Annotated in this window: 20 protein-coding genes; 17 read left to right on the top strand and 3 right to left on the bottom strand. The window is 33.3% G+C overall.

All coding sequences use genetic code 11. The features are described from left to right. Positions 1 to 3 precede the first annotated feature (3 nt). On the bottom strand, positions 4 to 1194 hold the full coding sequence (locus ACHRVL_RS15970; RefSeq protein ID WP_395414339.1) for a DUF5009 domain-containing protein: 1191 nt from the start codon (positions 1192 to 1194) through the stop codon (positions 4 to 6). A 198-nt stretch (positions 1195 to 1392) separates the two neighbouring features. Between ACHRVL_RS15970 and ACHRVL_RS15965 the strand changes: the two genes are divergently transcribed. The 4 genes from ACHRVL_RS15965 (at position 1393) to ACHRVL_RS15950 (ending at position 5695) form a co-directional block, all read left to right on the top strand. Beyond that, complete coding sequence (locus tag ACHRVL_RS15965; protein ID WP_395414337.1) at positions 1393 to 2358, top strand: T9SS C-terminal target domain-containing protein; 966 nt, start codon at positions 1393 to 1395, stop codon at positions 2356 to 2358. Positions 2359 to 2449: 91 nt separating this feature from the next. Continuing rightward, positions 2450 to 4312, top strand: coding sequence for an ABC-F family ATP-binding cassette domain-containing protein (locus tag ACHRVL_RS15960; RefSeq protein WP_395414334.1), 1863 nt, complete (start codon positions 2450 to 2452; stop codon positions 4310 to 4312). A 104-nt stretch (positions 4313 to 4416) separates the two neighbouring features. Next, the gene (locus tag ACHRVL_RS15955; protein WP_395414331.1) at positions 4417 to 4887 is read left to right on the top strand and encodes an FKBP-type peptidyl-prolyl cis-trans isomerase; all 471 of its coding nucleotides are present in this window, start codon (positions 4417 to 4419) and stop codon (positions 4885 to 4887) included. 28 nt (positions 4888 to 4915) lie between these two features. Then, on the top strand, positions 4916 to 5695 hold the full coding sequence (locus tag ACHRVL_RS15950; protein ID WP_395414329.1) for an O-methyltransferase: 780 nt from the start codon (positions 4916 to 4918) through the stop codon (positions 5693 to 5695). A 52-nt stretch (positions 5696 to 5747) separates the two neighbouring features. Here ACHRVL_RS15950 and ACHRVL_RS15945 read toward each other — a convergent pair whose 3' ends face one another. Further along, positions 5748 to 6404, bottom strand: a complete 657-nt coding sequence (locus ACHRVL_RS15945) for a DUF6565 domain-containing protein (protein WP_395414326.1) — start codon at positions 6402 to 6404, stop codon at positions 5748 to 5750. Positions 6405 to 6707: 303 nt separating this feature from the next. On the opposite strand from ACHRVL_RS15945, the gene ACHRVL_RS15940 reads away from it, so the two are divergent. From ACHRVL_RS15940 to ACHRVL_RS15905, 8 genes are all read left to right on the top strand, one after another. Next, positions 6708 to 7394 carry an ABC transporter ATP-binding protein gene (locus ACHRVL_RS15940; protein ID WP_089056257.1) on the top strand — a complete coding sequence of 229 codons (687 nt, stop codon included), beginning with the start codon at positions 6708 to 6710 and terminating at the stop codon, positions 7392 to 7394. 135 nt (positions 7395 to 7529) lie between these two features. Next, complete coding sequence (locus tag ACHRVL_RS15935; protein WP_395414324.1) at positions 7530 to 8099, top strand: cob(I)yrinic acid a,c-diamide adenosyltransferase; 570 nt, start codon at positions 7530 to 7532, stop codon at positions 8097 to 8099. A gap of 172 nt (positions 8100 to 8271) precedes the next feature. Beyond that, positions 8272 to 8493 carry a DUF2795 domain-containing protein gene (locus tag ACHRVL_RS15930; RefSeq protein WP_007138072.1) on the top strand — a complete coding sequence of 74 codons (222 nt, stop codon included), beginning with the start codon at positions 8272 to 8274 and terminating at the stop codon, positions 8491 to 8493. An 87-nt stretch (positions 8494 to 8580) separates the two neighbouring features. Then, complete coding sequence (gene secA, locus ACHRVL_RS15925; protein WP_395414322.1) at positions 8581 to 11925, top strand: preprotein translocase subunit SecA; 3345 nt, start codon at positions 8581 to 8583, stop codon at positions 11923 to 11925. Positions 11926 to 12029: 104 nt separating this feature from the next. Continuing rightward, positions 12030 to 12482, top strand: a complete 453-nt coding sequence (locus ACHRVL_RS15920) for a hypothetical protein (RefSeq protein ID WP_395414320.1) — start codon at positions 12030 to 12032, stop codon at positions 12480 to 12482. Positions 12483 to 12590: 108 nt separating this feature from the next. Next, positions 12591 to 13394 (top strand): MbnP family protein, encoded by an 804-nt coding sequence (locus ACHRVL_RS15915; RefSeq protein WP_129022939.1) that lies wholly within the window; start codon positions 12591 to 12593, stop codon positions 13392 to 13394. A gap of 149 nt (positions 13395 to 13543) precedes the next feature. Further along, on the top strand, positions 13544 to 14584 hold the full coding sequence (locus ACHRVL_RS15910) for a cytochrome-c peroxidase (protein WP_395414318.1): 1041 nt from the start codon (positions 13544 to 13546) through the stop codon (positions 14582 to 14584). A 266-nt stretch (positions 14585 to 14850) separates the two neighbouring features. Then, on the top strand, positions 14851 to 15810 hold the full coding sequence (locus ACHRVL_RS15905) for a transporter (protein WP_395414315.1): 960 nt from the start codon (positions 14851 to 14853) through the stop codon (positions 15808 to 15810). A gap of 87 nt (positions 15811 to 15897) precedes the next feature. Here the strand turns inward: ACHRVL_RS15905 and ACHRVL_RS15900 are convergent, their stop codons facing one another. Further along, positions 15898 to 16560 carry a TrmH family RNA methyltransferase gene (locus ACHRVL_RS15900; protein WP_395414312.1) on the bottom strand — a complete coding sequence of 221 codons (663 nt, stop codon included), beginning with the start codon at positions 16558 to 16560 and terminating at the stop codon, positions 15898 to 15900. Between the two features lie 113 nt (positions 16561 to 16673). On the opposite strand from ACHRVL_RS15900, the gene ACHRVL_RS15895 reads away from it, so the two are divergent. From ACHRVL_RS15895 to ACHRVL_RS15875, 5 genes are all read left to right on the top strand, one after another. Further along, on the top strand, positions 16674 to 17195 hold the full coding sequence (locus tag ACHRVL_RS15895; RefSeq protein WP_395414310.1) for a GNAT family N-acetyltransferase: 522 nt from the start codon (positions 16674 to 16676) through the stop codon (positions 17193 to 17195). A gap of 4 nt (positions 17196 to 17199) precedes the next feature. Further along, positions 17200 to 17901 (top strand): SIR2 family NAD-dependent protein deacylase, encoded by a 702-nt coding sequence (locus ACHRVL_RS15890; protein ID WP_395414308.1) that lies wholly within the window; start codon positions 17200 to 17202, stop codon positions 17899 to 17901. Continuing rightward, positions 17898 to 18590, top strand: a complete 693-nt coding sequence (locus tag ACHRVL_RS15885; RefSeq protein WP_395414306.1) for a sterol desaturase family protein — start codon at positions 17898 to 17900, stop codon at positions 18588 to 18590. The genes ACHRVL_RS15890 and ACHRVL_RS15885 overlap by 4 nt, the downstream gene beginning before the upstream one ends. An 89-nt stretch (positions 18591 to 18679) precedes the next feature. Next, the gene (gene purB, locus ACHRVL_RS15880; RefSeq protein ID WP_395414304.1) at positions 18680 to 20026 is read left to right on the top strand and encodes an adenylosuccinate lyase; all 1347 of its coding nucleotides are present in this window, start codon (positions 18680 to 18682) and stop codon (positions 20024 to 20026) included. A gap of 233 nt (positions 20027 to 20259) precedes the next feature. Then, positions 20260 to 22509 carry a cation:proton antiporter gene (locus tag ACHRVL_RS15875; RefSeq protein WP_395414302.1) on the top strand — a complete coding sequence of 750 codons (2250 nt, stop codon included), beginning with the start codon at positions 20260 to 20262 and terminating at the stop codon, positions 22507 to 22509. The last annotated feature ends 22 nt before the right edge of the window (positions 22510 to 22531 follow it).

The raw sequence follows: 22531 nt of genomic DNA, 5'->3' as shown, positions 1-22531 counted from the left end.
TCGTTACAAATGAAGCTGAATTTTATATTTATTACATACTTTCATGACAAACAACATAATTGTAGAAAATACAAGCGACCAAATTATTCCCGGAACTCCTACTCTAAAGTAACCTGGAACAATATGAAATCCTAAAGCTTTACAGAAATAATAAATTACTCCGGGAAGAATATAAATCAATAAAGGGTTCGCTGCGGCGGGCATAAAAAACGCACTCCATTTTGTTTGCTTCTTAACCTCCATTAACCAATACAAAAAGTAAAACAACACCGTACAAATCCCAGCAGAAAACATGGTCCAAGACGGTGTTCCTTTTATTTTTGAAATTCCAAAATAAGGACGCAAAAAGTACCCGATTGCAAAAAACAAAACGGCAAAACCAATTACAGGCCAGTTAATTTTTTGCTGCGTTTTCCTGTCAAAAAACAATAACGAAATTATTACTCCTGCGCTCACTAAAGCGGCGTGCGTTAAATGTCCAGCAATAAATTTAAACCAAGGCAGATTTGACAGCGGAATATCAGCACTTAGATTTATTGAATTTGCGATCACACAAACAAACAAAAATGCAATCATCGCCCACAATCGTCCTGAAACAAGCCAATAATAAATTACCGAAAAAAGATACGCCCAGCCAATTAATCCTAGAATACCCCACCATTTAGGTGTTATTCCAATTTCGCCATTATCTTGTACATATAAAAAATAAAGAATAACCAGAACGAGCATTCCGCCGTAATGAAGACCGTATTTTAACCAAACTGGAAAATCTTTAGGATATTTATTCCAAATAGGAATTGGCATCGCGTAAGCTAAAAGCGCCCAAAGCACCGGAGAAATAATCATTTTTGAAGCATCAAAACCATATTCGGCATTAACCATAAAAACGCCAATAATGATTAGAGCTAAAGCTCTTTTTAAAGTATGAATCCAAATTACTTTAGGACTGTCTCCTTTTAGTAATCTGGCATTGAAAGCAAACGGAATTGACATACCTACAATAAACAAAAAAGCAGGAAAAACTACATCAACAAAAGTCATCGCATCTGCATCAGCAGGCATGTGTCTAAGCCATTGCGGGACTTCTTTTATACTAGCCAATTCATTTACAAAAATCATTATAAAAATGGTAATTCCACGTAAAGCATCTATCGATATAATCCTTTGATTGTATAAATTTTCTTTAATTTTCATAAATTACTTTGTTTTTGGCAATAACAAATTTAAAATAATAGACGAGATCTCCTTTTTATTTCTAATAAATATTTTAAAAAGAATCTATCTTAAAATAGTATTTAAAATGAACTTCAAAAATCAAAATACAACAAAAAAGCCTTTTTCATGTTAATCTCTTAATACCGTACTTTTGTTTTTATTAATGCCTATTTTTAAATGAAAAAAGTAATTTTCTTTTTCCTTCTAATTTTTACTTCAGCTTATTCGCAGGTATCTGGCTGTACAGATCCTCTTTCGAAAAACTACAATCTAAAAGCAACTCAAAATAACGGAAGCTGTCTTTATAAAAACACGAAAATAAAACCTGAATATTCAATCAAATTAAGCGATTCTATTAAAGAAACTTCAGGACTAATTGCGTTCGACAACTTATTATGGACACATAATGACGATCATGACAAAACTATTTACGGATTGGACTCTATTGGAAAAATTAGACGAAAAATTATTCTTGAGCACGCTGTGAATAATGATTGGGAAGAAATATCACAAGACAGCACACATATTTATATTGGCGATTTTGGGAATAATGCAAGCGGAAATAGAACTGACTTAAACATTCTAAAAATAAATAAAACATCATTTTTGAATGAGAATCCAATTATTGAAACAATTTCATTTAAGTATTCTGATCAAACTGATTTTTCTGCAAAGAAACCTAACACAACCAATTTTGACTGTGAAGCTTTTATAGTTTCAAAGGACAGTATTTATTTGTTTACTAAACAATGGAAATCTTCAAAAACCAGCATTTATGCTTTACCAAATCAGCCTGGAAAATATACTGCCCAATTGAAACAAACATTTGACACCAAAGGCCTGGTTACGGGAGCAACTTATTTGGAGTCTAAAAAACTTATTGTTCTTTGCGGCTATTCAAAACTCGGAAAACCTTTTCTCTATTTATTGTATGATTTTAAAAATGGAAACTTTTTATCAGGAAATAAACGTCGAATAAATCTAAAACTCCCATTTCATCAAATTGAAGGAATTACCACAAAAGACGGACTTCATTATTTTATTACAAATGAATCTTTGATTCGCAAACCCTTCTTAAATAATCCGCAGCAAATACATTATTTTGATTTGACTCCTCTTCTAGGATCGTATCTCCATAAATAATTCGCAAATGCAAGATAATAGTTTACTTTTGCAGAAAGTTATGTTTTTCAAAACATTCATAACTCATATTTTATAACTTATAATTACAAAAGTGAATTACTTATCTGTAGAAAATATATCGAAGTCATTTGGCGAAAGAGTCCTTTTTGACAACATTTCTTTTGGAATCAATAAAGATCAAAAAATCGCTTTTATTGCCAAAAATGGTTCTGGAAAAACAACTATTATGAGTATCATTAATGGTTTAGACGAACCAGATACCGGACAAGTTGTTTTAAGGAAAGGAATTAGAATGGCTTTTCTGTCGCAGGACAATAATTTGCAGGATGAACTTACGATTGAAGAAAGTATTTTCGCTTCAGACAATGAAACGCTTAAAATAATAGAAGCATACGAAAAAGCACTAGAAAACCCAAATGACGAAGAAGCATATCAAAAAGCTTTTGACGGGATGGATCAGCATAATGCATGGGATTTTGAAACGCAGTACAAACAAATTTTATTCAAATTAAAACTGGAGGATTTTAAACTTAAGGTAAAAAATCTTTCCGGAGGACAAAAAAAACGTCTTTCATTGGCCATCATTTTGATCAATCGCCCTGATTTATTGATTTTAGATGAGCCAACCAACCATTTAGATCTTGAAATGATCGAATGGCTTGAAAGTTATTTTACCAAAGAAAATATCACCTTGTTTATGGTAACGCACGACCGTTTCTTTTTGGAACGCGTCTGCAATGAAATTATCGAATTAGACAACGGAAAATTACACCAATACAAAGGAAACTACTCTTATTATTTAGAGAAAAAAGAAGAACGAATTACTTCTGAAAATTCTAGTATCGATAAAGCAAAAAATCTTTTTGTAAAAGAATTAGAATGGATGCGCCGCCAGCCAAAAGCGAGAACAACCAAATCTAAATCACGTCAGGACGATTTTTATGTAATTAAAGAAAAGGCACAAAGCCGACGTAAAGAAAACAAAGTCGAGCTTGAAATTAATATGGAAAGAATGGGAAGCAAAATTATCGAGCTCCATAAACTTTCTAAAAAATTCAAAGACCGTGTTATTCTAGACAACTTTAGTTTTGATTTTCAGCGCGGCGAGAGAATTGGAATTATTGGTAAAAACGGAACTGGAAAGTCTACTTTTTTAAATCTTCTTACAGGAACAATTCCTCCAGACAGCGGTAGAGTTGTAAAAGGCGATACTATTAAAATTGGATATTATACACAGTCTGGAATTAATCCAAAACCGGGTCAGCGTGTAATTGATATTATAAAAGAGTACGGAGAATATATTCCGCTTGCAAAAGGAAAAATCATTTCAGCTTCGCAATTGTTAGAGCGTTTTCTTTTTGATGCCAAAAAACAATACGATTATGTCGAAAAATTAAGCGGAGGAGAATTAAAACGTTTGTATTTATGTACTGTTTTAATTCAGAATCCAAACTTTTTGATTCTAGATGAGCCAACAAACGATTTAGATATTGTAACGCTAAACGTTCTGGAAAGTTTCCTTTTAGACTACCCAGGATGTTTATTAGTGGTTTCGCACGACCGTTATTTCATGGATAAAATTGTCGATCATTTATTTGTTTTTAGAGGGAATGGCGAAATCGAGAATTTCCCTGGAAACTATTCTGATTTCCGTGCTTATGAAGACAGTGCCGATGTGGCTCAAAAAGAAGAAAACAAAGCCGAAAAGAAAGACTGGAAACAAAACAATCCTACTGGAAATTTAAGTTTCAACGAGCAAAAAGAATATCAAAAAATCGAAAGAGAAATCAAAGATTTAGAAATCGAAAAAACTAAAATCGAGCAACTATTCTCTGACGGAAAAGTTGCCGATGCCGATATTGAGAAAAAAGCAAACGAACTGCAAAACATCATAAACAAAATAGATAAAAAAGAAGAACGCTGGTTTGAACTTTCGGCTAAACTTGAAAGTTAATATTTCAGTTATAGATTTTCGTTTTCAAAAAAAATCATTTTTTCGACTAAAACATAGACTAAAGACTAATTTTATATATTTACGTTTTTTAAAACAAATACCACATGAAAAAATTATTATTTGCTTTTTCAATTCTTACCTTTTTTATCTCTTGTTCAAGTGATTCAGGATTAGAAAAAATTCCTGAAAAAATAGATTACAGCGTTGAAAACGAAAAAGAAATTACAGATTATCTAGTTAAAAACAATTTAACAGCAAAAAAAACAAGCACTGGTTTACATTATATCATTACAGAAGAAGGAACCGGCAAACAACCCATTACACAATCCTCTATTACTGTTACCTACAAAGGCTCTCTTACCAATGGAAAAGTTTTTGATCAAAATGCTTCGGGTGCAACTTTCCCATTAAGCAAATTAATTTTAGGATGGCAGCAAGGATTACCTTTTTTTAAAGAAGGCGGAAGTGGTATTTTGTTTGTTCCAGCACATTTAGGATACGGCAGTTATTCTGTTTCTGGCATTCCAGGAGGTTCTGTTTTGATATTTGAAATTAAACTTATTACCGTAAATTAATTCGCCTGAAAAACGAAATATTATAAGAATGCTTTTTCAAATACAATCTTATCTAAAATTTCTTTGGAATTCTAAAAACGAACATGGCGTTCACTCCCCTTTCGTTTTTAGTCTGCTGACAAAATGTTTCTATGATAAGAAACCCAAACCAGAATATAAAATTCTAAAAAAATACAGAAAATCACTTCTTGAAAACAAAAATTTCATCGAAGTAACTGATTTTGGTGCAGGTTCAAAAGTCTTTAAATCAGATAAGAGACAAATTTCTAAAATTGCATCGACAGCAGGAATTTCGCCAAAACGTGCCGAATTATTATTTAGAGTAACTAATTATTTCAAGCCAAATAACATTCTTGAAATAGGAACTTCATTGGGTTTAGCAACTTCTGCTTTGGCTCTAGGAAACACAAACGCAAAAGTTACTACTATTGAAGGATGTGCGCAAACTGGAGATATTGCCAAAAATCAATTAGAAAAATTTGATTGCAAAAACGTCGAAAACATAATTTCAGAATTTGAATCTTTCTTAGTTTCTGAAAATCTAAAATCTAAAATTTACGATCTAATTTACTTTGACGGTAATCATTCTAAAAAAGCAACTTTGGCTTATTTTGAAAGTTTATTGCCAACAATCAACAACGATTCGGTTTGGATTTTTGATGATATACATTGGTCTCCAGAAATGGAAGAAACTTGGGAAATCATAAAAAATCACCCAAAAGTAAAAGTTACTATCGATACCTTTCAATGGGGATTTGTTTTTTTTAGATACGAACAAGAAAAAGAACATTTTACAATTAGAACATAAAAAAAGACGATCATTACTGATCGTCTTTTTTATTTCAATAAAACTTTGAAGATTACTTTTTAGCAACTGCAGTTTCTTCAGACTTCGCTCCTATTCTGTTTACTGTATACATTGGTGCAAACTTAAGTTTCAAACCGGCAATTTTCCTGTTATCTTCGGCAGTAAGCCCTTCTTTTTCGACAGTATTTTTACGACTGTCAAGTGCCTCATACATAAGTTTAACTTCATCCCAGTCTTCTCTTGTATACTTATCTTTATTATTCTCAACTGTGTGAACAAATTGCTGGTAAACACTGTGAATATTTTTAGCATTTACCCAAGCAAAATTCATATCATCACCAATCTTGCCTTCACCAAATAAGGCATTTCGTAATTGCTGTTTTGGGCTTGGAGTTGGGGCAAAAAGGACAGCCATCTCATTTCTAAACTCTTCATATTTAACTTTACTCGTATTTATTTTCTCCGTTGCTGCAGTATTATCTTTAATATCTGCCAAAGCCAATTGTGCTTCTTCGGCTCTTTTATCATATTCAGTTTCTACACCCTTCCAATTTTCTTTCAAATCATCAGCAGTTACATTTTTAACTGAATCGACATAAGCCACATAAGAATCTATTGTTTTTTGAGCCTTTTCTTGTTTCTCATCTTTACACGAAGTAAAAATTAATGCAATAAATGCAATTCCTGACACTAATTGTATATTTTTCATAATTCTGATTATTTAAGATTACATAACAAATATAGTTATAACCTTAAGTGTTTTATTACATAATTATCACTTTTACAGTATTAAACACAACATAATTCAATAAAATTTAAAAAACATGACAATTACATAAAAATAATTCAAAATGATATAACAACGTTTTCAAATCTAATTTTATATTATACAAACAGGTACAAAACTTAAATCAATATAAAAACTTCATTTTGTAACATAATCCAATTTAAAACTACTTATCGTTTATTGAAAAGTGTTTTGTACTTTTAAATCCAAAAATTGTAAAACGAAATGGCAAATCCATTAATTAAAATAACCGACATAAAACGAAATTTTGTTCTAGGTAATGAAATTGTATATGTTTTAAAAGGAATTAATTTAGAAATCAACAAAGGAGAATATGTTGCATTAATGGGGCCTTCGGGATCTGGAAAATCAACTTTAATGAATTTATTAGGTTGTTTAGATACGCCAACTTCTGGGCGATACATTTTAAACGGAAAAGATGTCAGCCAGATGAAAGACGATGAATTGGCAGGAATTAGAAACAAAGAAATTGGTTTCGTATTTCAAACCTTTAATCTTTTGCCAAGAACAACTGCCCTAGACAATGTTGCATTACCAATGATTTATGCCGGACATTCAAAATCAGAACGTAATGCAAGAGCAGTTGAAGTACTAACACAAGTTAATCTAGCAGACAGAATGGATCATCAGCCTAATCAGCTTTCTGGAGGACAACGCCAGCGTGTTGCCATTGCCCGCGCTTTGGTTAACAAACCTTCTATTATTTTGGCCGATGAACCTACAGGAAACTTAGACAGTAAAACTTCGGTAGAAATTATGAAGCTTTTTGGCGATATTCATGCACAAGGTAATACAGTAATTCTGGTAACTCACGAAGAAGATATTGCGGCTTATGCGCATCGCGTTATTCGTTTAAGAGACGGATTAATTGAAAGTGATACGACGAAATAGTTTAATCGTTTATTTGGTTAATTGTTTAATCGGAAAAAAAAACTTAGAACCTTTAAAATAATTTCTGATTTTAGATTTTAGATTATTTTCTAAATCTAAAAAAAAAACTTAGAACCTTAGCATCTTAAAAAAAAAATGAAAGTATATACAAAAACAGGCGACAAAGGAACTACGGCTCTTTTTGGAGGCACGCGAGTTCCTAAAGATCATATCAGGATTGACAGTTACGGAACTGTTGATGAATTAAATTCTTACATCGGGTTAATTCGCGATCAAGAAATGAATCCTCATTATAAAACTATTCTAATAGAAATTCAAGATCGCTTATTTACCGTTGGAGCAATATTAGCAACACCACAAGAAAAAGAGGTTTTAAAAAACGGCGAACTTCGTTTAAAAAACTTAGGTATTATTGATTCTGATATTGAATTACTTGAAAACGAAATTGACAAAATGGAAGAAAGTTTACCGCCAATGACTCATTTTGTATTACCGGGCGGTCATCCCACCGTGTCACATTGTCATATAGCACGCTGCATTTGCCGCCGAGCAGAACGTTTGGCAGTGCATTTAAGCCACAATGAACACGTTCCTGAAGTAGCAATCAAGTACTTAAACCGACTTTCTGACTACCTTTTTGTCTTGGCACGAAAGTTGTCCTCAGACTTAAAAGCGGAGGAAGTGAAATGGATACCTCGCAAATAAAATTTTAGATTTTAGAGTTCGTATTTTAGTTTTTTTTCACTGTATCAATCTAAATTCAACAATCTAAAATCTGCAATTTAGAAGACGTTCTTAAATTTTATTAAAATAAATCAAAATTTACTTGTCTTTTTCAGTAAAAAAATTATTTTTGCACAAACTAAACAGATAACAGATGTATTGGACATTAGAATTAGCATCTTATTTAAGTGATGCGCCATGGCCTGCTAACAAAGACGAACTTATTGACTACGCTATTAGAGCTGGTGCTCCATTAGAAGTAGTAGAGAACCTTCAATCAATCGAAGATGAAGGCGAGATATATGAATCAATGGAAGAAATTTGGCCTGATTATCCAACAGACGAAGATTATCTTTGGAATGAGGATGAATATTAAAAAATAAACCAAAGGAAAAAGTCTCATCACCGAGGCTTTTTTTTTGGTTCAAATACACAACATATAATAAAGAAATACTAATAAATTATGAGTTTCATAAACAGCATCATCAAGGTCTTTGTAGGTGATAAATCTCAAAAAGATGTCAAAGCTTTACAACCTTATTTAAACAAAATTAAAACATTCGAAACCAGCTTAATGGCTTTATCTCACGATGACCTAAGAGCTAGAACTGTATATTTTAAAGATAGAATTAAAGAAGCCAGAGCAGATAAAGATGCTAAAATTGCTTCGCTTAAAGCTGAAGTTGAAAACATCGAAGACATCGACAAAAGAGAAGATCTTTATGATGCAATAGACAGTCTTGAAAAAGAAGCTTATGAAGTTTCTGAAAAAACTTTATTAGAAATTCTTCCAGAAGCATTTTCTGTAGTAAAGGAAACAGCACGTCGTTTTAAAGACAATTCATTTATTGAAGTTACTGCTACTCCAAAAGACAGAGAATTCTCAGCTTCAAAAACTTATGTTACTATTGAAGGTGACAAAGCTACTTGGGCTAACAAATGGAATGCAGCAGGTAAAGAAATTACTTGGGACATGATTCATTATGATGTTCAGTTAATTGGAGGAATGGTTCTGCACGAAGGTAAAGTTGCCGAAATGCAAACGGGTGAAGGTAAAACTTTGGTGGCTACACTTCCTTTATACTTAAATGCTTTGACAGGAAACGGAGTTCACTTGGTAACTGTGAATGACTACTTAGCAAAACGTGACAGCACATGGAAAGCGCCTTTATTCGAGTTTCACGGTTTAACTGTTGATTGTATCGATAATCACCAGCCAAGTACTGAACAAAGAAAAAAAGCATACGATGCCGATATCACTTACGGAACCAACAACGAATTTGGTTTTGACTACTTAAGAGATAACATGGCGCACTCGCCTAGCGATTTAGTTCAAAGAAAACACAATTATGCAATTGTCGACGAGGTCGATTCTGTATTAATTGATGATGCAAGAACACCACTTATTATTTCAGGACCAGTTCCTCAGGGAGATCGTCATGAATTTAATGAGTTGAAACCAAAAATCGAAAATCTAGTTGCACAACAACGTCAATTAGCAAACGGTTTCTTGGCAGAAGCTAAAAAATTAATCAAAGAAGGAAATACTAAAGAAGGCGGATTCTTGTTATTAAGAGCTTACAGAAGTTTACCTAAAAATAAAGCATTAATTAAATTTTTGAGTGAAGAAGGAATCAAACAATTGCTTCAAAAAACCGAAAATCAATATATGCAGGATAACAATCGCGAAATGCATAAAGTGGATGAAGCTTTATACTTTGTGATTGAAGAAAAAAATAATCAAGTAGAATTGACAGATAACGGTATCAAATACCTTTCTGGAGATACTGATGCAGATTTCTTCGTTTTACCAGACATTGGTACAGAAATCGCTGCTATCGAAAAACAAAAATTAGACAAAGACGCTGAAGCTGAAGCTAAAGAAAGATTATTCCAAGATTTTGGAGTAAAAAGCGAGCGTATCCATACTCTTACACAACTTTTAAAAGCATATGCTTTATTCGAAAAAGATGTAGAATATGTGATCATGGACAACAAAATTATGATTGTCGATGAGCAAACAGGTCGTATTATGGATGGTCGTCGTTATTCTGACGGATTACACCAAGCGATTGAAGCTAAAGAAAATGTAAAAATTGAAGCGGCTACTCAAACTTTTGCAACCGTTACATTACAGAATTATTTCAGAATGTACAGCAAATTGGGTGGTATGACAGGTACAGCGGTTACTGAAGCTGGAGAGTTATGGCAGATTTACAAATTAGACGTTGTTGAAATTCCAACCAACCGTCCGATTGCCAGAATAGACAAAGAAGATTATATCTACAAAACAACAAGAGAGAAATTCAACGCTGTTATCGAAGATGTTACTGAATTATCAAACGCTGGAAGACCAGTTTTGATTGGAACAACTTCTGTAGAGATCTCTGAATTATTAAGCCGAATGTTGAAAATGAGAGGCGTTACACACAACGTTTTGAATGCTAAAATGCACAAGCAAGAAGCACAAATCGTTGAAGAAGCTGGTAAAGCCGGCGTTGTAACTATTGCAACAAACATGGCTGGTCGTGGTACCGATATTAAATTATCTCCAGAAGTAAAAGCTGCAGGAGGTTTAGCAATCGTTGGTACAGAGCGTCATGATTCTCGTCGTGTAGACAGACAGTTACGTGGTCGTGCTGGTCGTCAAGGAGATCCAGGAAGTTCTCAATTTTATGTTTCTCTAGAAGATAACTTAATGCGTTTATTTGGTTCTGAAAGAGTTGCTAAAGTTATGGACAGAATGGGACTTCAAGAAGGTGAAGTTATTCAGCATTCGATGATGACTAAATCTATTGAGCGCGCTCAGAAAAAAGTAGAAGAAAACAACTTTGGTGTTCGTAAACGTTTATTAGAATATGATGACGTAATGAACTCACAACGTGAAGTAGTTTACAAACGTCGTCGTCACGCTTTGTTTGGTGAGCGTTTAAAACTAGATATCGCAAATATGCTTTACGATACGTGCGAACTAATCGTAAGCAATAATAAAGTAACAAACGATTTCAAAAATTTCGATTTTGATTTAATTCGTTACTTCGGAATTACTTCTCCAATCTCAGAAGCTGATTTTACAAAATTATCAGATATTGAAATTACTGGAAAAGTATACAAAGAAGCTCTTGCTTTCTATACAGAAAAAACAGAAAGAAGTGCAAGAGAAGCTTTCCCAATTATTAAAGGAGTTTACGAAGAACCAAACAACCATTTTGAAAGAATCGTAGTTCCATTTACTGACGGAATCAAAACGCTTAATGTTGTTACAGACTTAAAGAAGGCATACGAAAGCGAAGGAGCTCAGTTAATTGCTGATTTTGAGAAAAACATCACACTTTCGATTGTTGATGAAGCTTGGAAAAAACATTTACGTAAAATGGACGAATTGAAACAATCTGTTCAATTGGCTGTTCACGAACAAAAAGATCCATTGCTTATTTACAAATTAGAAGCTTTCAATTTGTTTAGAGGAATGTTGGACAACGTTAATAAAGAAGTTATTTCATTCTTATTTAAAGGAGATTTACCTGCTCAAAATGTTCCTGAAATTCACGAAGCAAGAGAAGTTCGCCAAAAAGAAAACTTACAATTAAGCAAAGACGAAATTGTAAACAGCGAAGAAATTAATCGTGAAGCTGGAGAAACACAGCAACGTCAGGTTACAGAAACCATTGTTAGAGAGATGCCAAAAATCAATCGTAATGACAATGTAACTATTCAAAAAGTTGCAACTGGTAAAACAGAAACAATGAAATATAAAAAAGCAGAAACTCTTTTAGCTTCAGGAGCTTGGGTTATTGTTAAAGAATAATTTTTATTTCAAATTACATATTAAAGCCTGCAAGTTTTCAAAAACTTGCAGGCTTTATCGTTTAAAAAGAATCTTCAATTGCTTAAACCTCTTGAAGTTTTTTTTTGAAAAAAATTAAAATAAGTTCTTTCCAAAACGAATTAAATGTACTTTTGCATTCGAAACAACGAAATCAAGCCTTGAAGAATATCTTCATCATATTACTTTCCGGTATCCTTCTACTGCCATCTTTTGGCAATTTCTTTGTTTATACTAATTTCAAACTAAATCAGGAAGAAATTATAAAAACTATTTGTGTACAGCGTAAACAAGTTTTCAATACGTGTAACGGTCGATGTGAGCTTCAAAAAAGTTTGAAAAAATACGCTGACAACGAGAAAAAAATGGAAAACAATCTTAAAGAAAAATCAGAGATTGTTTATATTCAAAATACAATTACAGCACCTTACAACTTAATAGTGCCTATTAAAACTAAAACACAAAACTTTTCTGTTTTAGATAAAAAACCTGTTTCAGTTTCGAACACTTCGTTTCGTCCTCCATCCTATTTTATATAATTTTTTAAATCTATTTTCAATTTTACAATTGAAATCATTTTTATTGCCCAAAAGCAATGAAACGTGCTTACGCACATCTCAAATTTAAATTATATAAAACTAATAAAAATGAAAAATACTTTATACAGAGCTTTAGCTATTGTAACACTATCTATATCTTTATTTTCTTGTTCAAACGATGATAACAACGAAACGATTACAGGAAACGGAAAAATCACTTTAAAATTTGACAATGCATACGGAGCAAACGATCTAATTTTAAGCACTCAAGGAAACACAACTTCTAACAATGAAGTATTAAAAATTAGTCTTGTAAAATATATTGTCAGCAATGTTGTTTTTACAAAAGCTGACGGAACCACTTTTACATACCCAAAAAGCAAAAGCTATTTTATTGCTGATGAATCTACTGCGGCTGGACAACAATTTCAATTAGCTGATATTCCTGCTGGAGACTACACAAAAGTAAAATTCGGAATTGGAGTTGACGAAGAACAATGGAAATTAGGCGCTGCAGGACAAGGCGATTTCTTAGCACAGGCCGATGCTGCCGGAATGATGTGGTCATGGGCTGCCGGATATAAATTTCTAGCTCTTGAGGGTACATTTACTTCGCCGACTGTTACAACTGCTACTCCATTTATGATTCACACTGGAAAAACGGGAACTGATTACAATTATACCGAAGTAACGCTAGATCTTCCAACAAAAGCTTTAGTTCGTACAAACATTACTCCTGCTGTACACATTATCACAGATCTTTCGAAAATTATCGACGGCAAAAACAAAATCAAACTTTCTGACAACAACATGGGCGGAATGGGCGCGATGATTATGGGCGGTGCTAATTTGCCATTAATTACTCAAAACATCTCTGCAATGTTTAGAGTAGATCACGTACATAACGACTAAACTTATTTTCAGGAGCACAAAAGTTATGGTTTAACAAACCACTCGTCCCGCCATCCGTTAAATCTTTCACGGCGAACACCGCCGTAAAAGGATATCACTTCTGTCAGGGCTAAAAAACATCTTTTGTGCTTCTTAAAACCCAAAAAAACATGTTGAAAATAAAATATTTTCTTTGGCTGATCATTCCGTTACTATGGAGCTGCTCAGATAAAGATGACGAATATATAAATGTGCCGTTGGAATTTAAAGTTCCATCAAACTTTCCAGATCTGGCTTATAATATTGCCTTAAATCCACCAACAGTAAAAGGATTCGAACTAGGGAAAAAATTATTTTACGATGGGCGTTTAGCATCTGATGGAGTAGTTTCCTGTGGTTTCTGTCACATACAAGCAAATGCCTTTACGCATCACGGACATACTGTAAGTCATGGTGTAGACAATGCACAAGGAACACGAAATACACCATCCATTCAAAACCTAGGGTTTCAAACAACTTTTATGTATGACGGTGCTGCCGATCATTTAGATTTACAGCCGCTGATTCCGCTTAAAAGTGTGATCGAAATGAATGGCGATTTAAATGCTATTCTAAAAATGATGAAAGCCGACAAAGAATATCAGAAACTATTTGGACAAGCTTTTGATGATGGTGCTATTACAACCGAAAATATGCTGAAAGCTCTTTCTCAATTTATGGTTATGGTGGTTTCATCAAATTCAAAATTTGACAAATACAGACGAAATGAATCTGGCGGAAGTTTGACTTCTAATGAATTGGCAGGTTACGATTTATTTAAATCAAAATGTGCCTCTTGTCATGCAACAGATTTACAAACTGATAATTCGTTCCGAAATAATGGTTTAGCAGTAAATCCAGCCGTTAATGATGTTGGGCGCTATAAAGTAACAGAACTGACGAGTGATTATTACAAATTTAAAGTACCAAGTTTACGAAATGTAGAAGTTTCTGCTCCCTATATGCACGATGGAAGATTTGGAACTCTGGAAGGTGTTCTAGATCATTACGCAAGCGGAATTGAAGATTCTCCAACTTTAGATCCAATTTTAAAACAGAATGGAAAATTTGGAATTGCACTTTCTACCACCGAAAAACAACAAATAATCGCTTTTCTAAAAACGCTGACAGATAATCAGTATTTGACAGATAAACGTTTCTCAGAATATTAAAAAAGTACATCATCAAAGTTTGTTATTTCGACGGAGGAGAAATCACACTAGAAACTCCGTAAAGAAAAGCGCAAATCTTTGTCGACCAACGAGTGTGATTTCTCCTCCGTCGAAACAACAGAATTGCCTTATCAAAAATGGCAAAAAAAGTAAATCTTATAAAAACAGGTGCCTAGCCCCTATTGCAGTGAAAAGCCTTTTAGAAAAATGGGATTTTGAAAAAAGCTTGCAACGAAAAGCGGGATTAGCTCCTAAAAACAATAAAAATGAAAAAATTAATAATAGTTTGCACTTTTCTGGTTGGATTTTCAGCCTTTAGTTCTACTGTAAAAGACAGTATTTCGACATTCACCTTTCAGCGTCTGGCTCTAATGGAAGATTTTGAGTGTGATGCCTGCGGTTGTTCTGCAAGCGGCGGAAGTATGGGTTTTAGCTCGATGTTGAATAACAATTTTGTTGGACTTCGATACTTTAAACAAAGCTATACAAGCCGTGATGGTATTTTTGCCAATTCACCTTGGATAGACGAAAATTTCAACACTGTTCAAGCCTGGGCAAGGATTCCGATTTCAGAGAAAATTCAGATTTCGGCTTTACTTCCATATCATTTTCACGAAAGACAATTAACAGCAGGTACTCAAAGTATTGAAGGCTTAGGCGACATGACTGTTATGGGACTTTATACTGTTTATGAAACTCAAAAAGACAGTACGGTTTTTACTCATAAACTAAATCTAGGAGGTGGAGTTAAGATTCCGACGGGAAAATTTAAAGAGATCAATAATTTAGGAACTATAAATCAGAGTTTTCAATTAGGAACAGGAAGCTGGGATTTTCCCTTGGTTTCAGAATATGTAATCAAACACAAAAATCTAGGTCTAAATACTACTTTAAACTATATTTTTAAAACTGAAAACAGTAAAAATTACCAATACGGCGACCAATTTAATTATGCAGGTACTTTTTTCTATTTGTTTGATGCAAATAAATTCCAAATTGTTCCACAGGCAGGACTTGCAGGCGAAGTTTACCAAACTAATAAGCAACACGGACTTGATTTACCAAATACTGCGGGAGATATTTTATTTGGAAAATTTGGCATTGAAGCAGGAAAAGATAAATTTTCGATTGGTGTAAATGCAATGCTTCCAATAACGCAGCATTTGTCAAATGGCAACATGGAAGCTAATTACAGATGGAGCATTAATTTGAATTATACTTTGTAAAAAAAGGTACTGAGGGACTAAGGTTCTGACGTTCTAAGTTTTTTATCTTAGCATCTCAGAACCTTAGCACCTTAGTATCTTTAAAATTTATCTTGGATTTTCTTCATAATAGCGCGCCTCAATTCTCTTAATATCTTTAATTGAATTTCTAGCCCAAGCTAGACGTTTTTCTAGAATTTCGTCATCAGACAATTGCCATTTGATATCAGAATTTCGTAATCTATTGGTCAAGTTTTGAATAATAATCGCAGCCGAAACAGAAATATTCAAACTCTCTGTAAAACCAACCATCGGGATTTTAAGGAAACCATCGGCTTTTTCTAATATTTCTTCAGATAATCCATCTCTTTCCGTTCCAAAAAATAAGGCACTTGGTTTTGTAATATCAAAATCTTCCAGCAAACAATCATTCTCATGCGGAGTAGTTGCAATAATTTGATAACCTTGATCTTTTAAAGTCGAAATACAATTGCTGACAGAATCAAACTGATTAATATCTACCCACTTCTGAGCCCCCATTGCAATTTCCTTATCGATTTTTTTTCCGTAGCGCTGTTCAATAACATTTAGTTCCTGAATTCCAAAAACTTCACAACTGCGCATCACGGCACTTGTATTATGCATTTGAAAAACATCTTCAACCGCAATAGTAAAATGTTTAGTACGATTTCCGAGTACGTTTAGAAATCTTTCTTTACGATTATCCGTTAATATATTTTCAAGAAAAGCAAGGTAATCTAAATCAACCATTATAATTTTATTTGCTGCAAAAATACATTTTTTATCTTTCTTTTTAAGTTTGATTAAAGAACCTCATCTCTTTAACATCAGGAAAACTTTAGTTAAATTCGTAAAAAAAATAAATGGGAATACCAGAAATTAGAAAAATCGACTTATCAGAAATACAACTATTACAAAAAATAGGTAGAGAAACATTTCGTGAAACTTTCGCAGATCACAATTCTGAAGAAAACATGACCACCTATTTAGATCAAAAATTCGCTGTCGACAAACTTACAGCTGAAGTAACAAATCCAGATTCAGCTTTTTATTTTGCTTACATTGATGATCAAATTTTAGGCTATTTAAAACTAAATTTTGGTCAAGCACAAACAGAACTTCAAGACAAAGACGGTTTAGAAATAGAACGAATATATGTTTCAAAAGAATTTCATGGACTTAAAATAGGACAGCTTTTATACAATCAAGCTTTACAAACTGCAAAACATTTAGATTTAAAATATATTTGGTTAGGTGTTTGGGAAGAAAATATAAGAGCGTTAAGCTTTTATAAAAAAAATGGTTTCGTAGAATTTGATAAACACATTTTCGTACTTGGAGATGAAGAACAAACCGATTTATTAATGAAGCTAACGCTAAAATAACAAAATGAAAAAGAAATTAGTTGTTCTGACTGGCGCAGGAATTAGTGCCGAAAGCGGTATTAAAACTTTTCGAGACAGCGACGGCTTATGGGAAGGCCATGACGTAATGGAAGTTGCAACTCCCGAAGGCTGGCATAAAAACCAAGATTTAGTTCTAGATTTTTACAACAAAAGACGCCAGCAGCTTAAAGAAGTGAATCCAAATTTAGGACATCAGATTTTAGCTGAATTAGAAAACCATTTTGATGTTTATATTGTTACTCAAAATGTTGATGATTTACATGAACGTGCAGGAAGCTCAAAAGTTTTGCATTTGCATGGAGAATTATTAAAAGTAAGAAGCACAAAAAATCGCGAATTAATTCTAGACTGGACCAATGATTTACTTACTGGTGATCTTGATAAAAATGGTCATCAATTGAGACCTCATATTGTTTGGTTTGGCGAAGAAGTTCCTGCACTCGAAGAAGCCATTTCGATTGTAGAAGAAGCTGATTATTTGGCCGTAATTGGAACTTCGCTTCAAGTATACCCAGCAGCTGGATTAATTTCTTATACCTACAGCATTACTCCGGTTTTTTACATAGATCCTAAACCAATTTCGATTCCTAATATTCAGAACAAAGTCGAAGTTATTGCTAAAACTGCGACTGAAGGAGTTGCAGAAATGAGAAAGAAATTGTTTGAACTGGAAAAAATATCATGATTGTAGAAAATCTTTTACAGCAATTATCGCAAATAGGTTTCTTGGCTCAATTACTTGTTTTTACAATAGAAAATGGAATTCTGTTGCTAATGGCGGTTTTAATTGGAAAAATAATTGAACCCAAAAACACTGTTTTAAATATAAAGGATCGTAAATGGGTTATTTCGACTTTGATTTGCAATATATTAGTTACCTCTTTAGGGTTTAAATTGTATCAATTGCAACTCATTCGAATTGATTTTTCTACCTCCTTCGTTTCATCTGTAACAGATACCCTTTTGCTGATTATTTTGATGGACTTTTTTATGTTTTGTTTTCATTATCTGGCGCATACTTTAAAATGGTTTTATCCCATTCACAAACTGCATCACACTCACATCAACACCAATGTTTATAGTTTATTTGTGCTTCATCCAATAGAAACTCTCGGATTTGGTTTTATATGGCTTATTCTCATTTCTGTTTTTCAATTTAATTACATCAGTTTAATCATTTATCTGTTTTTAAATTTGATGTACGGAATATTTGGTCATTTACAGAAAAATCTATTTCCTGCATTTTGGCACAAAAACTTTATGACGAAATGGATTTCTACAACAAAATTTCATGGAGATCATCATAAAAACGAAGCTCATAATTTTGGCTTTTACTTTACCATTTGGGATAAAATTTTCAAAACTAGTATTTAATTTAAAAGTTCCTATATAATAACGCTTCGGTAATTTTCAGAAGTTTTAACAATAGCTTATATTTGCACCTTTCGAAAAACAACATAACAATGACTACTCTAAACGAACTGAATGCTATATCGCCAATTGATGGAAGATATAGAAATAAAACTCAAAATTTAGCACCTTTTTTCTCAGAAGAAGCTTTAATCAAATATCGCGTATTGGTTGAAATTGAATATTTCATTGCTTTATGCGAAGTGCCTTTACCTCAGCTTTCAGACATAAACTCTAGTTTGTTTGACAGCTTAAGAGATATCTACAAAAATTTCTCTACAGAAGATGCGCTTTGGATTAAAGAAACTGAAAAAGTAACCAATCACGATGTAAAAGCGGTTGAATACTTTATTAAAGATGCCTTTGAAAAATTAGGTTTATCTCAATACAAAGAGTTCATTCACTTCGGATTAACATCTCAAGATATTAATAACACTGCAATTCCGCTTTCTACAAAAGAAGCATTCGAACAGGTTTATATGCCTTCGTTAATCGCTTTAATTTCTAAATTAAAAGAATTAAGTGTAGAATGGGCAGCCATTCCAATGTTAGCACGTACACACGGACAGCCCGCTTCTCCAACTCGTTTAGGCAAAGAAATTTTGGTTTTTGTAGAACGTCTTGAAGAGCAAATGCGTTTGTTATTTAATGTTCCATTTGCAGCTAAATTTGGCGGAGCAACAGGAAACTTCAATGCACATCATGTAGCATATCCGCAAATCGACTGGAAACAATTTGGAAATAAATTCGTTGAAACAGATTTAGGTTTACACCATTCTTTTCCAACAACGCAAATTGAACACTACGATCATTTTGCAGCATTCTTTGATGGTTTAAAAAGAATCAACAATATCATTATTGATTTAGACCGTGACATTTGGACTTATGTTTCAATGGAATATTTCAAACAAAAAATAAAAGCAGGCGAAATTGGTTCATCAGCAATGCCGCATAAAGTAAATCCTATTGATTTTGAAAACTCAGAAGGAAATTTAGGAATTGCAAACGCCATTTTTGAGCATTTAGCGGCTAAATTACCTATTTCAAGATTACAACGTGATTTAACAGACAGTACTGTTTTACGTAATGTTGGAGTTCCAATGGGACACACTATTATTGCTTTTGAAGCAACTCTAAAAGGTTTAAACAAATTATTATTAAACGAAAGTAAATTTGCCGAAGATTTAGAGAAAAACTGGGCTGTTGTTGCAGAAGCTATTCAAACTATTTTACGCCGCGAAGCATATCCAAATCCATATGAAGCGCTAAAAGGATTGACAAGAACAAATGAAGCCATTGATAAAAATGCAATTCACAATTTCATTGCAACTTTAGAAGTTTCTGATGCTGTTCGAGCTGAATTAATGCAGATAACTCCTAGTAACTATGTAGGAATTTAAATAAAACCTAAAATATTTTCTAAAAAAAAGCTATCTTTATCGAGATAGCTTTTTTTTTAACGCAGGAAGTTAATCCAGATTCAAACAAAAATCCTTTTATCGAAAAAATATTGTTTTTTTCACCACTGCTGAATGGCTGACAAAAGTGCCAGGAACCAATCTAAAAAGGGCTATTTAAGTAAACAGCTTAAATAAAAAATCGGACTAAGCTCCTTAAAAACAAAATACCCTTTATGATTGCCTTAAACGCCGCTGCCGAAAGTACACACCATTTACAACCCTTAATCAGTGATCTGGGATTAATCCTGATGACTGCTGGAATCGCTGTTTTATTATTTAAAAAAATGAAACAACCTCTAGTTTTAGGATATCTGATCGCAGGATTCTTGGCTGGAAACCACTTTGATTTTTTCCCTTCAATAACCGACATGAAAAGTGTTGAAGTATGGGCCGAAATTGGGGTTATCTTTTTGCTGTTTAGTTTAGGACTCGAATTTAGTTTTAAAAAGCTGATGAAAGTTGGAGGCACCTCCTCCATCACCGCAATAACCCAGATTTTATTCATGACCATTATAGGTTATTGTGTAGGTCAATGGATGGGCTGGGGAAAAATGGACAGCGTTTTTCTTGGAGCAACACTTTCAATTTCATCAACGACCATCATTATTAGAGCCTTTGATGAACTGGGAGTAAAAGGTAAAAAATTCGCCGGAATAGTATTTGGAGCCTTAATAGTCGAAGATATTGTGGCCATTTTAATGCTTGTTTTATTATCGACTATTGCAGTCAGTGATCAAGTATCAGGTGCCGAATTATTACAATCAGTTCTAAAACTAGTTTTCTTTTTAATCATTTGGTTTTTAGGAGGAATCTTTATCATACCAACGATTCTAAAAAAAGCCAAACATCTTTTAACAGATGAGATGCTGCTTATTATTTCGCTGGCATTATGTTTAATGATGGTAGTATTTGCTGCAAAAGTTGGCTTCTCACCTGCATTAGGAGCTTTTATAATGGGTTCTATCATTGCCGAAACTACGATGGCAGAAAAAATCGAACATTTAATTCAGCCCGTAAAAGATTTATTTGGAGCCGTTTTCTTTGTATCAGTCGGAATGTTAATCAATCCAGACACCTTAATTACTTATGCACTCCCTGTTGCTTTGATTACACTTATTACCATTTTCGGGAAAGCATTTAGTTCCTCATTCGGTGCACTGCTTTCTGGACAACCACTTAAGCAATCTGTTCAAACTGGTATGAGTTTAGCACAAATTGGAGAGTTTTCGTTTATTATTGCCACTCTAGGTATGACATTAAAAGTTACCAGCGATTTCTTGTATCCAATTATTGTTGCTGTATCAGCAGTTACAACCTTTACAACTCCATTTTTAATTAAATATTCAGATCCTTTCTCTGAATTTCTTGAGCGAAAGCTGCCAAAAAAATGGGTTAAAAACATAAATCGTTACAGTGTCAATGCACAAGCAATAAAATCAGTCAGCACGTGGCAAATAGTATTAAGAGCATCTATAACTCAAATCATACTGCATACTATAATTATTGTTGCTATAATTTTATTATCATCAAAATTTGTTGCCCCTCTGGTTGCCGACACTCGTTTTGGCAACACCTTAGCTGCGCTTATTACGCTTGTAATTATTGCTCCTTTTTTATGGGCGCTTTCGCTGCGTCGTGTAAAAGTTGACGAAGTTGAAACTTTATGGGAAGAACGTAAATATCGAGGTGCACTTTTAATGCTTATATTAATTAGAATGAGTCTTGGATTATTCTTTGTAGGTTTCTTGTTGAATATTTTCTTCTCTCCGTTAGTAGCATTTGTTGCACTTATTATTGCGATTGGAGCCTATCAAATTTTTCCAAAAAAGCTAAACGAACAATATCATAAAATTGAAAATCACTTTTTAAAGAACTTAAACGATCGCGAAAACAAAAAAATAGACAGAAGATATGCTAATCTAATGCCTTGGGACGGTCACATGTCTATTTTTGATATAGGAAAAGAATCAAACCTTGCGGGTAAAACACTTGAAGAATTGCGAATTCGAGAAAATATGGGGATAAACATCGCTTTTATTCGTCGTGGAGAAATTACAATTCCAATTCCAACCAAAAATGAACGATTGTTTCCTGGTGATGAAATATGCGTAATTGGGACTGACGAACAAATTGCACAGTTTACTACTTATCTAAAAAATGAAATTGAGGCTCCTAACAACAGCGAAGAATCTGATATTGTACTTCGCCAATTAGAGATTTCTAACGAAGATTTTATTCAAAAAAGTATTGGTCAATTTAGAGGCAGAACCGGCGGACTTGTTGTAGGAATTGAACGTAACGGTAATCGAATCTTAAATCCTGAGTCTAATATCATTTTAGAAAAAAACGATATTATCTGGGTTGTAGGTGATAAAAAACGAATGAACGAATTAATGCAAAAAAGCACACACGTTTCATTTTAAAATCTAATTCTAGATTATAAAA

Origin of the sequence: Flavobacterium sp. FlaQc-28 (genome assembly GCF_044007415.1) — a bacterium.
Lineage (GTDB): Bacteria > Bacteroidota > Bacteroidia > Flavobacteriales > Flavobacteriaceae > Flavobacterium.
The sequence above is the reverse complement of the archived record's forward strand: the minus strand, read 5'-3'. Positions and strand labels throughout refer to the sequence as shown.